Origin of the sequence: Microcoleus sp. EPA2 (assembly GCA_020882975.1) — a bacterium.
GTDB lineage: Bacteria > Cyanobacteriota > Cyanobacteriia > Cyanobacteriales > Microcoleaceae > Microcoleus.
In genome coordinates, this window is sequence record JAHRFD010000025.1 from 50,886 (window position 1) to 63,466 (window position 12,581).

12 protein-coding genes and 1 tRNA gene are annotated in these 12,581 nt (G+C 43.1%); 5 read left to right on the forward strand and 8 right to left on the reverse strand.

Annotated elements, in window-relative coordinates; all coding sequences use genetic code 11:
* Positions 1 to 708 precede the first annotated feature (708 nt).
* Positions 709 to 1,842 carry an SAM-dependent methyltransferase gene (locus tag AAFP14_RS19970; protein ID WP_341733956.1) on the forward strand — a complete coding sequence of 378 codons (1,134 nt, stop codon included), beginning with the start codon at positions 709 to 711 and terminating at the stop codon, positions 1,840 to 1,842.
* Between the two features lie 340 nt (positions 1,843 to 2,182).
* Here the strand turns inward: AAFP14_RS19970 and AAFP14_RS19975 are convergent, their stop codons facing one another.
* From AAFP14_RS19975 to AAFP14_RS19990, 4 genes are all read right to left on the reverse strand, one after another.
* Positions 2,183 to 3,322, reverse strand: a complete 1,140-nt coding sequence (locus AAFP14_RS19975; protein WP_341733957.1) for a fatty acid desaturase family protein — start codon at positions 3,320 to 3,322, stop codon at positions 2,183 to 2,185.
* A gap of 473 nt (positions 3,323 to 3,795) precedes the next feature.
* Positions 3,796 to 5,061: a glutamate-5-semialdehyde dehydrogenase gene (locus AAFP14_RS19980; protein ID WP_341733958.1), complete on the reverse strand. Its 1,266-nt coding sequence runs from the start codon at positions 5,059 to 5,061 to the stop codon at positions 3,796 to 3,798.
* 4 nt (positions 5,062 to 5,065) lie between these two features.
* Complete coding sequence (locus AAFP14_RS19985; protein ID WP_341733959.1) at positions 5,066 to 5,470, reverse strand: hypothetical protein; 405 nt, start codon at positions 5,468 to 5,470, stop codon at positions 5,066 to 5,068.
* Between the two features lie 334 nt (positions 5,471 to 5,804).
* Positions 5,805 to 5,876 (reverse strand) — tRNA-Gly (locus AAFP14_RS19990).
* Between the two features lie 234 nt (positions 5,877 to 6,110).
* Between AAFP14_RS19990 and AAFP14_RS19995 the strand changes: the two genes are divergently transcribed.
* Both AAFP14_RS19995 and AAFP14_RS20000 read left to right on the forward strand, forming a co-directional pair.
* Entirely contained in the window at positions 6,111 to 6,251 is a 141-nt protein-coding gene (locus AAFP14_RS19995) for a hypothetical protein (RefSeq protein ID WP_340519337.1), read from the forward strand.
* Between the two features lie 265 nt (positions 6,252 to 6,516).
* Positions 6,517 to 7,161: a Uma2 family endonuclease gene (locus tag AAFP14_RS20000; protein ID WP_341733960.1), complete on the forward strand. Its 645-nt coding sequence runs from the start codon at positions 6,517 to 6,519 to the stop codon at positions 7,159 to 7,161.
* A gap of 76 nt (positions 7,162 to 7,237) precedes the next feature.
* Here AAFP14_RS20000 and AAFP14_RS20005 read toward each other — a convergent pair whose 3' ends face one another.
* The 4 genes from AAFP14_RS20005 to AAFP14_RS20020 all read right to left on the reverse strand — a co-directional run bounded on the left by AAFP14_RS20005 (position 7,238) and on the right by AAFP14_RS20020 (position 10,650).
* Entirely contained in the window at positions 7,238 to 8,185 is a 948-nt protein-coding gene (locus AAFP14_RS20005; protein ID WP_341733961.1) for a hypothetical protein, read from the reverse strand.
* A 4-nt stretch (positions 8,186 to 8,189) separates the two neighbouring features.
* A complete protein-coding gene (locus tag AAFP14_RS20010) occupies positions 8,190 to 9,011 on the reverse strand; it encodes a hypothetical protein (protein ID WP_341733962.1) in 822 nt (273 codons plus the stop codon).
* 96 nt (positions 9,012 to 9,107) lie between these two features.
* Positions 9,108 to 9,827, reverse strand: coding sequence for a ribonuclease PH (gene rph, locus AAFP14_RS20015; RefSeq protein ID WP_341733963.1), 720 nt, complete (start codon positions 9,825 to 9,827; stop codon positions 9,108 to 9,110).
* Positions 9,828 to 10,095: 268 nt separating this feature from the next.
* Positions 10,096 to 10,650 (reverse strand): adenylate kinase family protein, encoded by a 555-nt coding sequence (locus tag AAFP14_RS20020; RefSeq protein ID WP_341733964.1) that lies wholly within the window; start codon positions 10,648 to 10,650, stop codon positions 10,096 to 10,098.
* Positions 10,651 to 10,875: 225 nt separating this feature from the next.
* Between AAFP14_RS20020 and AAFP14_RS20025 the strand changes: the two genes are divergently transcribed.
* Positions 10,876 to 11,412, forward strand: a complete 537-nt coding sequence (locus tag AAFP14_RS20025) for a P-loop NTPase family protein (protein ID WP_341733965.1) — start codon at positions 10,876 to 10,878, stop codon at positions 11,410 to 11,412.
* A 207-nt stretch (positions 11,413 to 11,619) separates the two neighbouring features.
* Positions 11,620 to 12,528, forward strand: a complete 909-nt coding sequence (locus tag AAFP14_RS20030) for a DMT family transporter (RefSeq protein WP_341733966.1) — start codon at positions 11,620 to 11,622, stop codon at positions 12,526 to 12,528.
* The last annotated feature ends 53 nt before the right edge of the window (positions 12,529 to 12,581 follow it).

Genomic DNA, 12,581 nt, shown 5'->3' on the forward strand with positions numbered 1-12,581 from the left:
AGGTTGTGTGGAAGTTATTGCCAATTTTACCAAAATATTTTCCTAATTTTATAGATTAGCGCCGTAGCACACCCATCAATCTCTTGACCAAACCAGGCAAAATAGAACGGGATTTAGCAGATTTCAGCAGTCGAAGACCGGCCCCTACCGCTAGAGATAGGGGTGTGGGGCAGGGCGGTTTCATTCTCTGTAGGGGCCGTACCAAGAGTGCCGGCCCGGTCAGCCCCAAACGCGCATTGGATCGTTGGTGGCAGGGGTAGGCACTCTTGGCGCTACCCCTACAAAACCCTTTTTTTGGTGAGAATGAAACAGCCCTGGGGGTGTGGGGAATGCTCTCTCGGATGTTTGGGACAAAATGTAGCTAATGATACTAAATTTTTGCAGTCAGAAAGCTGAAACCCTTGATGTTGTTAGATTATAAGCATGAGCGATCGCCACAACGACGCGAGAACCCCCCCATCCAGCAATCCTCTGAGACCCATTTTTATCCATCCCTCCCAAAAAACTACATTATTCTTAATAGTTTAATTCTGCCTGAAAGCCTCATAAATTCGTTCTCTAATCCGATTACTGCGTGGTGGATTTTGAGATTTTTGCAAGCTCTGGCAGTGTAAACCTTACTTAGTAAGATCTTTAACTTTTTGTGTCTCTAAAAACCTGTTGATTTTCTTGAGATAGAATAGCACCATCTTTAAAAACAGTATAAACATGAGCTCATCAACAGTCTTACAAAACATCGAAAAGCATCTCCCCATCCTGGGAAATGTACATACCAAAAGTCCCCTTGCCTACCGAGCAACCCGCGTCGCAGTCAGTGCTGTTAATGCCGTACAAATGGCAGTAGCAGAAGCTTATATCAACGGATTAGAAGTACCCGATTCTGTCTTGCGATCGCTTTTTGATACCTGTATGCCAGTCTTTTTTAAGCATTTTCCGTCCCTGCTTGCACCCTACGAATGGGTACTAACAGAAACAGATCGGACTGCTGAAGGGCCGCGGGATTTAATGAAAATTCAGTACGATTTGCCTCAAGCCATGCTGAATCCAATGTTAGGCGAGGGAAAACTCATCTATCCCAAATACAGCATGGGATTATGGGAAAAAGGAGCCACCAACCTCGAACAATCCCAGATCCAAATGATTGATGATGTGATTGAAAAACTCGACATCAGAGATGGCGACAATATTTTAGACTTTGGCTGCGGTTGGGGCTGCGTTCCCAATTACATCCTCTCCAAATTCCCCAATGTCAAGTTTACGGGAATTAACTTGAGTCACCACCAATGCGAATATATGCGCCGGAAGATGCAAGATCCCGAAAGCTACCTCAGCTCAGGTCGATTCACTCTCTACGAAGGAGATTTGAACGATGCCCAATTTGAGACCAAGTTTGATAAGATTTTGTCGATCGGCGTTTTTTGTCATGTCGGTAATTTAACGAAAGCTTTCCAAAAGCTCGCCTCTTTCCTGAAAGATAACGGCCGAGTTTTCATTCACATCATCACAGTCCGTACCCCCAACAATATATCCAGCGTTTTCACCCACAAATACATTTTCCCCCACGGCCGTTACTGGAAATACGATGCAGTTCCCAGCTACAACAACGACCTCAAAACCATTAAAAGATGGTATTTGAATGGCTTCAATTACTCCACCACCTTTGCTAATTGGCTGAAAAACTTTGACGATTCTCAGCCGACAGTCAAAGATTTAGACTATGGCATTGACTATGCCAAATTTCGCCGAATATGGCGGTTTTATTTGATGTGGTTTGTGGCTAATTTCGCAAGTTGCAACGGCGAATACAATGGTAATGGTCAATATTTAATGGTTCGTGCCTAATTATCGATTGATTAGGGCAACGGAGGACACGGCAATGCCGTTTCCCTACTCCAAAATAATGTTGTAGGGACACGGCACTGCCCATTAGTGTCAACTTAAGGTCAAACCCTGTCAGAGACTGTTGTTTGACGATTAGGCCCCGATCCCCCCTAGCCCCCCTTAAGAAGGGGGGGACAGGAGTCTTCTCAAAGTCCCCCTTCCCCCCTTGGGGGGGGCTAGGGGGGGGTGGGGATTTAGGGGGATCTGGACTCGGATATAAACGAGATTTCTCAAGGGTTTCAGGCTTAAGTTGACACGCTTTGGGCACTGCCGTCTCCTCCCTTAAGCCTTCCTAATTTCTTTAAACTTGATCTGCTTGAGACTTACCACAATCTACAGACATTTCACCTGAAGAATCAGTAAAAGTCAGTTCATCTTTGTAATGTCGCGGGGTTTCCATCAGCAACCCCCATGCTTCCCCAGCATCTATTAAATTCATGCGGCCGGGATAATGAATTTGTAACAACTCTTGCACCATCGGGTAATAGTTGGAGTTGATGCTGGGAAAAATGTGATGTTCTGTGTGGTAAGAAAAATTAAAGTGCAGTACATCGAATATTTTAGGAACTCGGAGTGAAGCACTATTAATCAGCGGGTCATTGATGCTGGTCATCCGACAACCCATATGATTAGTGTAGATGTAAAACATTGCGCCGGCATGACCAAGTGCGATGGGCAAAATGTAGGCTAGAGCAATTTTGAGGGGATTAAATTCTAGGTAGAATAAGATGCTCAAATGAATTCCTAAGATTCCCAAGCACTCAAGGGCAATTGTCAATCTATCTTTAGGGCTAACTGTAAAGGCCGCGGGTACGTAATCTACAGATTTATCATTGAATAACAATACCGAGGAGACATTGCGGAAATTATGTACAAACCATGAGCCCGCCATCCCGATAATCAACCACAGCGGATTGACTTCTACTGAGGGTACAAACAGATTTTGAATCCATTTTCCCCAGGTATCTGGCTGCTGGTATAGGTAGTTGCGATCGGGATCTGCTAGGGAATTTGTGTTGTTGTGGTGTACGAGGTTATGCAGATTTTTCCACTGGGTAGGTGGCATGAATAGCATACTTAATCCCAAAAAGGCGATGGGATAAGTCAGCCAAGACTTTTTTTGAACGCTACCGTGCATGAGGTCGTGGGAGCTAAATAGCAAAACTATGATACTATTGCCCATGATTATGGCTAAAGGTAGATAGAGCCATAAAAGATAGACTGGCCATTGGTCTAGATGACTAGCAATTCCCCATCCTAGCACTACAATTCCTAGGTTGACTAAGAGTATTACTAATTTGTGGCGATCGGGTTCAAAGGCTTCTGATGGCAGAAGAGGACGCAATTTTTTAACGTATACTGAGTGGTGAATTAGGGTTTCTTTGCCTAAAGTCGGCTTTGCAGTATTGTCTAGAGTATTCAGTATTTTTTCGGATTTCATGCGATCGCTAGGAGTTTTTTTGGAGAAAGCTCAATAATTTTCTCAATTTAATTATATCTGAAATATTACAGCATTTTCACCAACAGGCTTTCCGGTCTCTTCCACAAACAATAAATGTTTTTATGGAATGGGTCTGAAAGCATGTTGCTAAACAGTTTATTAAAAATAATTCAAGATACCAGTTATCCGAACTTGAACCAATAACCAATAACCAATAAGCAATAACCAATAATATCAAATCCGGTAACATCGGAATTATTCATCTCTCTTATCTCCCTCTGTGTTCTCTGCGTTCTAGTAAGGTTAAATCATTCCGATGCAGCCGGAAACGATATAACTAATAACTATAGCAATCCTAAATGAGTCGCAAGTTTTTTACCCCACCCCAACCCTCCCCTTACTAAGGGGAGGGAGCAAGAAATTCACAAATGATTTAGGATTGCTATAATAACCCATAACCAATAACTAATAGATTAAAATTGTCCGTTACCCTGAACTATTTCTTTAATTGTAGTCAACGTATCCAAACCGATTAATCCGCGACGATAACCTTTCTGATTTGACATTCCCAAAAATATCGCATCTCCGCGATTTTGATAGCGCCAAAACCGGGGCGAGGCATTAATAAAAGTAGATGCACTGTTGACATCCAGGGCAAATTGGCGACTTTCTAGATAAGATTCGGTGGCGATACAGTCGGCGTGGCCGCTGCTGTATCGGTTGATCCACCCGATCGCACTTTCTAAACTATCGACAACTTTAAATGCTATGGTTTTGTTCAAATAGGGTTGATTCCACTCCGATATTTCGGCTAACTTTAAGTCGGGGAAATCTCCAAGGAGTTCGGCGTCTCCCCTAATCTGAAAGCCTTTTTCTTTTAAACTGTTCCACAGTCTGACTAAGGAAGAAGGCTTTTGGTGGCGATCGATCAAAACTTTCTCGATCGCATTTACCGGATCTGGGACACTTTGATGGCTGTCCAAAATCATCCACCTTGCCATCTCCAAACTACCTGTAGGCGACCAATAAAGGTAACAATTGCCCATTGCCGATCGCAACACAGGTGCTGTACACTGCCTTACCACTTGTTGCACCAAACTCGGTCTACCGTAGGGAATAATTAAGTTTAGATATTGGTCTTGAGTCACTAAGTCCCGGATCGAGACACCTCCATCGGGCGGCAATACCTGCAAACATCCTGATGGCAAACCGACTTCATCTATTGCCGACTGCAAAGCTTCCCCGATGACTGCATTAGTGTGCCCGGTTTCGCTACCGCCTTTGAGAATCAAGCTGTTAGCACTTTTGAGACACAAACCGGCCGCGATCGCCCCCAACTCTGGAAACGCCTCGTAAATTAGCGCGATCGCCCCTAGTGGCAGAGATTGACAATATACTTGACATCGATCGACCTGATAAGAAGCATTGATCACTCTGCCGATGGGATCTGGCATTTCTCCCAGTCGCTGAAGAATTTGGACTGTTGTCTTAATTCTTTCGGGTGTCAACTTCAGCCACTCCACAATCAATTCGGGAATTGCCATATCCCGACTCGCTTCTAGATCCAGAGTATTGGCTTCTAAAATTTCATTTTGGCGGAGTTTCAGCGCCTGTGCCATCGCCTGCAATGCAGCGGCGCGATCTGTACTTTTTGTCCCCGCCAACTCCAAAGAAGCTTGGTAAGCACAACGGGCCACATTTGCCGAATCGGATAAAGGTTTAGAATCGTCAATTATCATTTAGCTAACGCCTGTAAGCCAGCCAAACCATCAGCGCCGGCACCATTGCTAGTAGCACAGCAACCACTGCCCACAGAATTATATTCCTCCCTGGGGAATACAACGCCAGTGGCAACCAAATCATTAGAAGTACCAAAATCATGCCCAGGGCTAAGGGCAAGTAATGCTCTCTGAAACCCCGATGAGCTCTGTTCCATTGTTGACCTGTCCACCGCCAAGTTTGTTTGTAAGGATAGTTTGTTGATAATTGCTCGATGACGTAGCCACTTTCATCCAATACAAATATTTGCTGACAGCGGTTGCAACCAAAAGCCTCTGTCAGTATTATTGGCACTAGACGACCCCGGCGCCGACAAGGGCAGGGATAATCACCATTTAAGTCAATTTTTGGAGCTTTTTGAGATGACACGAGCTATCGGATAACAAGAGAGTTTGTGCAAAAACAATCGTTAAGATATTAATTCCATCAAACTTTTGAATTTTGGTCGATCGAGGATTTCAACTCTTTGTTGTTGGGCCTAGTTCGATCGGCAATTTTCAGTTACAAGTTCCCAACTGAATTTTACCACTTACTTAGATATTTTGAACAAATATTTCTCTTTTTCCCAAACTTCCCTCAGTTGTGCCAAATTTTTGGTCGATCGCCTTAGTGATTTTTGCTCTCCAACAAAAGCCCCTTTACAACGAATGAGCTTTTCACCAAAGTTTTTGGCAACATCGGGATTTTCTATTTAAACTTTAAAAGCGGGTGACGCGATTCGAACGCGCGACATTCACCTTGGCAAGGTGACGCTCTACCACTGAGCTACACCCGCATTTTTTGCGGAACCGCATTTCCTGCGGTATTAAACATAGTGCCTTAACTCCCTGAGTTTGTCAAGTATTTTTCATAAGTTTTTTTTGACAAAGCCAGTATGGAGGCCCCAGGCCCCCTAGCCGCCTCAAATTTCAGCAGCCAGAATATTAACTAAATCAGTAATTGCGCGGTTTTGGGAGCCAGCCGTCAATAGCAAGGCTAAAATCAAGCTGGAATTTGGGAGAACACTGCTATGTCAGACTTAAATCGCGGAATCATGAAGTTCAAGGGAGCTGACAGCCCCATCGCGATCGCCCTTTCAGCGATCGTCATTGCTGGCGGCATCGGCTTTCTAATCTGGTGGGCCATGCAATCGGCTTACACATTTAGCTAACTTTGGCCAACCAAGTGCGGTGAGGGTGGGCTTAGCCTGGGAGTTCGAGGTCAAAAAGGGCTAGACGCTATCGTCTAAATGTACCTCCTAAAAAGATACTCAAGAACAGGCTGGCGGTTCACCCACAGTCTTAAAGGCTGCAAACAGGTTAAATAAACCCGCCCCCACCCACAAAAAAAGCCCTTATTGATATTGCTGCAACATCTCAGATTAAACCAAGTTTTGCTAAGATGTAATAAATAAGCTAAAAAGCAAGCAGGTAGCCATGACAGCCACCTTCATTCAAAGTCAAACTTCTGGAGTTTTGCTGAAAAATATTAGTTGGCAAACTTACGAATCCCTGGTAAATGAGCTAGCAGAACAGCGGGGGATTCGTTTGACTTACGATCGCGGAACCTTAGAAATTATGACTCCATCAGATCCACATGAGGGGAACAAACAAATCTTAGGACGTTTTGTAGAAACTGTCACCGAAGAATTGAATGTAGAAATTCGCAGCCTGGGTTCTCTGACTTGCAGGCGCGAGGATTTAGAACGCGGATTAGAACCAGATCAGTGCTACTACATTGACAATGAGGAAAATGTCCGCAGCCTCAACCAAATCAATTTAAATCAAGATCCGCCGCCCGATTTAGTAATCGAAATTGACATGACTAGCAGTTCGATTAACCGCATGGAACTGTATGCAAGTTTGGGCGTGCCAGAACTTTGGCGTTATGACGGTTCCCGTTTAATATTCTATCAGTTAGAAGGTCAGGAATATGTAGAGCGGGATGTTTCTCCTCACTTTCCTTTTTTGTCACCTTCTGAGATTATGGGATTTGTGGAAAGGCAAAAAGAGGTGGGAGAAACGTCGATGATTCGAGGGTTTAGGCAGTGGGTGAGGAGTCGGATTGAGTCTGGGGAATGAAAGGTTGATCGATCTTAAGTATCAGTATCATCAACACTACATTTAGATTTTTTGTCCTTGATTTTTGCCACTCAACTTAATGCTTAATCCAAATTATAGGTTGATAAGCATTATTGGTTCTTTGCTGGAAAATTTGATACTCTTTTATATTGATTTTAATTAAAAAATTATAATGATTTTTGAGATTGTCAATACAACTGTGGCAGTACAATTTATACAACTTAATAATCTGTTCGATCTCTGCCTCAGTTAAGATTTTTAGAGAATTAAATAAACATTCTTCATAAATAAAATAGAGAATCGATTGAGATGATAAAATATTACTGAGTTCTTCAGCCTCTTTAATTCTAGCTTCCTGTCTCCTTAAATTTTGCTGTTTTAAGTAAATAGCTGTAAGATAGGCTTTTAATAAATTTACATAGGCTGAGTAGATAATATGAATCTGATCTAACGATAAACTAATTTGAGATCGGTTCTTATGAAGACAAACTAATTCTCGTAAATTATTTTCCTGTTTGTCTAATAAGAGTTCTATACTTAAAGCAGCAGTTTCATTAAGCCCATGGTCTTCTAAAAGTAGCGTTAAGGTCAATGAATTTTTGATTAAAAGTTGACTTATGGATAAAAGTTTTCGCTGTTCATTCTTGATTAAATTTTCTATTTTATTTTGAACAATATACAACTGATTGTCAAGTTTTTTAAGCTTGGAATTGAGCAGGTAATAACCTAATAAATTTACTCCTAAATTCACCCCAGATCCTGCAATATTAATCCAAGATAAATTATGAATTTGGTTGACAATATTTAAAATCTTTTTGATATCAATAGAGTTGACAATTACAGTTCCTGTAGAAGATAATAAAATTTCGGCATAGGGTGCAATATCAATGAAAGGTAATATTGGCTCTAAATGGGCGATAATTTGCTGATTGCTAGGATTGCTAGCGATGCCACTTATCAAATTAATCGATACCTCTCTTAAATCTTGAAATTGAGGAAATTGTTTTAAAAGCTGCTCATACATATTATTATTTTCCTGTTAACATGGATGATCGATTTTGATATATACAAGTATAAATAGCAAGTATTGTCATCATCAATAATATTTCATCTCTCTGTTTGACAAAATTATAACTTGCTAATGATGTCGCTACCAAACCAACACCTCCAGCAATTCCCCATCCAATAGGCCCTGATATAGCTGCTAAAATCCCTGTAAATCCAGCCAAGTTTATACCTAAAACACCTAAAACTGCGGGTAATACAACAGTGAATAGGAAACCGTGTGATAAATAATTAAATAGTAGACCAGTTATTATCGGCAGTGAAGCGCCTAAAGCAGCCGGAGTAAAACCATTTAAAATGGCTTCTATCAAGGCTTTATTTAAGATATCATCCGTTAGCTTAAAATGATATTTAACAGAAGTTTCTTCCTGAATCTTTTTAATTAATTGCTGTTTTTCTTTCTCTCCTAATGATTGGAACACAAACAGTAAAATATTACGTGCGATGGCTGCTAATTGATCGCTGACTTCAGTGACTGCATGAATCTTATAAATTTCTGATAGAATCAGCTTTTTTTGCCTATTTAAACTATCGTCTTTCACCTTTGTCTTATTTAAAAGAGAGGTCATGTAGTCCTGCCAACAATCTATAATGTCTCCATCATCAATCTTTTTAAGGCTTTTTGCTGACTGAGTATGATTTTTCAGAAAACTGTAAATCTGATCTATCATTTTTTCCGTATCAGGTAAAAAAATATCGACATTGACCAGATTGATATTTTTAAATGTTCGTTTTATTTGTTCAGGATTTAGAGATTTTAAATCAGCTTCGATAAATTGCGTCATAATCTAAAATTTACTGAATCATCAATGGTAGTTATTTTCCAGTTTATCTATAATCTATGCTACAGTCAACTAGATTTTAGATTTAATTAGATTTACCTACTCACCCAAAGCCTGCCGCTGAGCCTCCAACAATTCCTGAATCCCGATTTCTGCCACATCCAAAATTTGATTCAACTGACTCCGACTAAAACTTCCCTCTTCCGCAGTTCCCTGAATTTCAATGATATTCAAATCTTCATTCATTACCACATTACAATCAATTTCCGCCGCCACATCTTCAAGATAATTCAAATCTAAAAACAATTCGCCTTCCAAAAGTCCCACAGACACCGCCGCCACTTGGCGAATTAAGGGCGATCGCACTAAATCACCTTTTTGCACCAACTTATTCAAAGCATCAGCCACAGCGACAAACGCGCCATTGATAGAAGTCGTGCGAGTCCCCGCATCTGCCTGCAACACATCAGCATCCACCAGAATTGTCCGCTCTCCCAACAGTTGCATATCCAAGCACGATCGCAAACTCCGCCCGATCAACCGCTGAATTTCTTGAGTGCGCCCTGATAACTTCATAAATTCCCGCTCTTGTCGCTGCGGTGTAGCCCCCGGTAACATCCGGTACTCCGCAGTCAGCCAACCTTTGCCAGTATTCTCCAGAAACCTCGGCACTCCCGGCTTGATGGTAACGCTGCACAGTACCTGAGTATCGCCACTTTTTGCTAGCACTGAACCGCTGGCAAATTTGTTGAATTCGCGATCGAAACTAATGGGACGAAGTTGATTTGGCTGTCTGCCGTCGGCACGTTTTATAGACATAATTTATTTGTTATTCGTTATTTGTTATTTGTTATTCGTTATTTGTTATTCGTTATTTGCGTCGCCCTGAGCGTAGCCGAAGGGTTATTCGTAATAACTGATATCTTGCACCATTCTCAACTAGCCTTTCACGGACGGGCAGGATGCCCATCCCACAAGAAAATTTAATTTTTGTGGAACAGGCAAGATGCCTGTTCTTGAGAATGCTGCAAGCTGTGAGTAATAATCAACAAATAACGGCTAATGACTAATGACTGCTGACTAATGACTAATGACTATTAACAATTTTAAGAATATCCTGCTGCACTTGTTCGGGAGATCGATCGCCGTTGATAATTAACAGTTTGTTCCGATGTTCGTAATAATCTAAAATCGGGAGGGTTTGCTCCTCGAATAAATCGAGCCGACGCTGTAAAATTTCTGGACTATCATCCGATCGCGATCGCTCGCTCGATCGACTCAACAACACCTCCGTCGGCACCTTCAACCAAATTGCCCAATCTAGCTCTTGTGCCAAATCCGAGAGCAAAAAATCTAACTCCTCAGCTTGAAAAGCCGTGCGCGGATACCCCTCCAACACCCAGCCATTAAAGACATCCCACAGCAGCAGTCTCTGGCGAAAGAATTGAATCATCGTGGCGTCGGGAACTAATTCCCCTCTTTCGACATAAGACACGGCCAACTTGCCCAAATCTGTGTCTTCTGCGATCGCCTCCCGCAGAATATCCCCCACAGCCAGTAAAGGAATGCTCAAATTGTTGCACAGTTGTTGTGCCTGAGTTCCCTTGCCTGCTCCTGGCCCTCCCAAAATTACTAATCTCACTGTACTCTGCTCCTACCGCCGCGACATTCAAAGTTTACCTGTTGTGGAGATATCTGGCGCAAAATGGCTGCGATCGCCACTGTCGCTAGCTTTCGATAACTGGTATATCTAGTGTGCGATCGGATGCGCGATCGGCCAAGTACACTATATATTGTTACGAAGGCTTCCGCCTCATCAAGGTCGAAGCCACCCTCAAGACTTAGTTGTTGATTAGATTATTGCCCTATGGTTGCCCAGCTAAAAACTCCTAACCTCAATTTAACCCACAGCTTGCCCTACACTGTTGAAGGGCTGGTGCAAGTCTTTACAGGCCCGCACCGCTGCTTTTTTACAACTGTGATGGCTCAGGCACTCAGAATTGCAGGACAGGGGACTGCGGTGCTGGCGGTACAATTCCTCAAAGGGGGAATTAATCAAGGACACCAGTATCCGATGCGGCTGGGGCAGAATTTAGATTGGGTGCGGTGCGATGTGCGACGCTGTATTGAAAAGGCTGATTTAGATGAGCTAGAAACGCGATCGATCGCCCAATTATGGCAATACGTTCAAGAAGTTGTCCGCGAAGGCCGTTATGCCCTAGTCATTCTCGACGAATTAAGTTTAGCAATTAATTTGGGTTTAATTCCCGAAGCAGAAGTGCTGACATTAATTGACAATAAGCCCCATCATTTAGATTTGATTTTTACCGGCCCATCCATGCCCCAAAGAATCTTGGATATTGCCGACCAAATTACTGAAATTCGCCGCACTCAAGGACAATAATTTAAGTGGCGATCGCGCCTCAAAAAAATTGTCCTCAAACCCCATCTCTCCCCGAACTTTAAAAAAAAGTCGGGGAGACACCGTTCAAAGCCCCCCCTTAGTAAGGGGGGGTTGGGGGGGGTAGTTATCTCGCACTACTTTATGAAAATTCTAAAATAGAGTCAACACTCAAAAATAAACCATCATTTCGGTACAACCGGAATTGATATGAATCTCCCCAAACAAATACCAAATTGGTCGATCGCCCCCATCATCATTATCGGCGTTTTAGCCGTCTCAACATCCTCAATTTTCATTAGACTAGCCAACTCTTCAGCTAACAGTAGCGGCCTTGGTTTCAGCTTGGTACTAGCCGCCTCGCGGCTTAGTTTATCAGCCTTAATTCTGCTTCCTGCGTGGTCAAAAATTCAGTGGCATCGCCTGCAACCGGGAGCTCGGCGCTACGGGGCCGCTGCTGGTTTGTGCCTCGCCCTGCACTTTGCCCTGTGGATTACCTCACTTTCTTATACTTCCATCGCCGCCTCCACCGCCCTAGTCACCACAAATCCAGTCTGGGTAGCGCTGTTGTCGCGGTTCTGGTTTGGCGAAAAACTCAGCAAATTGTCGGTAGCGGGCATTGCAGTGGCTCTGGGAGGGACGATCGCGATCGCCCTAGGTAGTGCAGGTGGCGGCGGTGATGGTAGCAGCATCATGTTGGGCAACTTCCTTGCCCTGGCTGGTTCCTGGGCTGTCAGCCTGTATTTGCTTTGTGGTAGGGAGGCCCAGCGGCGGGGATTGGGAATCGGTGGCTATATTGCGATCGCCTATACTGTAGCGGCGATCGCCCTTTTGCCTCTGCCCCTAGTCTTCCAAACCACTTATACAGGATATCCGCACATTGTATATGTTTACATTTTATTAACCGCAGCCTTGCCTCAATTAGTCGGCCACACAATTTTGAATTGGGCCGTGGTACGGGTATCTCCAACTTTGGTAAGTCTGGCTATTTTGTTTGAACCTGTCGGCGCTAGTTGTTTGGGTTATTTGATATTTGGGGAAGTGCCGGGGCTGTCGGTATTGATTGGTGCTGGGATATTGTTGTTCGGAGTGGCGATCGCCATTTTTGGAGCAAAATAGTTAATATAGGACTTACCCATAAATATCCAAGGGGCGGGTTCGCGAGTAGCCGA

Bases quoted from the DNA above. Each gene is read 5' to 3' on its own strand.
- AAFP14_RS20025 (WP_341733965.1), top strand. From the start codon at position 10,876: ATGGTTGCCCAGCTAAAAACTCCTAACCTCAATTTAACCCACAGCTTG.
- rph (WP_341733963.1), bottom strand. From the start codon at position 9,827: ATGTCTATAAAACGTGCCGACGGCAGACAGCCAAATCAACTTCGTCCC.
- AAFP14_RS20005 (WP_341733961.1), bottom strand. From the start codon at position 8,185: ATGTATGAGCAGCTTTTAAAACAATTTCCTCAATTTCAAGATTTAAGA.
- AAFP14_RS19995 (WP_340519337.1), top strand. From the start codon at position 6,111: ATGTCAGACTTAAATCGCGGAATCATGAAGTTCAAGGGAGCTGACAGC.
- AAFP14_RS19975 (WP_341733957.1), bottom strand. From the start codon at position 3,322: ATGAAATCCGAAAAAATACTGAATACTCTAGACAATACTGCAAAGCCG.
- AAFP14_RS19980 (WP_341733958.1), bottom strand. From the start codon at position 5,061: ATGATAATTGACGATTCTAAACCTTTATCCGATTCGGCAAATGTGGCC.
- AAFP14_RS20010 (WP_341733962.1), bottom strand. From the start codon at position 9,011: ATGACGCAATTTATCGAAGCTGATTTAAAATCTCTAAATCCTGAACAA.
- AAFP14_RS20000 (WP_341733960.1), top strand. From the start codon at position 6,517: ATGACAGCCACCTTCATTCAAAGTCAAACTTCTGGAGTTTTGCTGAAA.
- AAFP14_RS20030 (WP_341733966.1), top strand. From the start codon at position 11,620: ATGAATCTCCCCAAACAAATACCAAATTGGTCGATCGCCCCCATCATC.
- AAFP14_RS19970 (WP_341733956.1), top strand. From the start codon at position 709: ATGAGCTCATCAACAGTCTTACAAAACATCGAAAAGCATCTCCCCATC.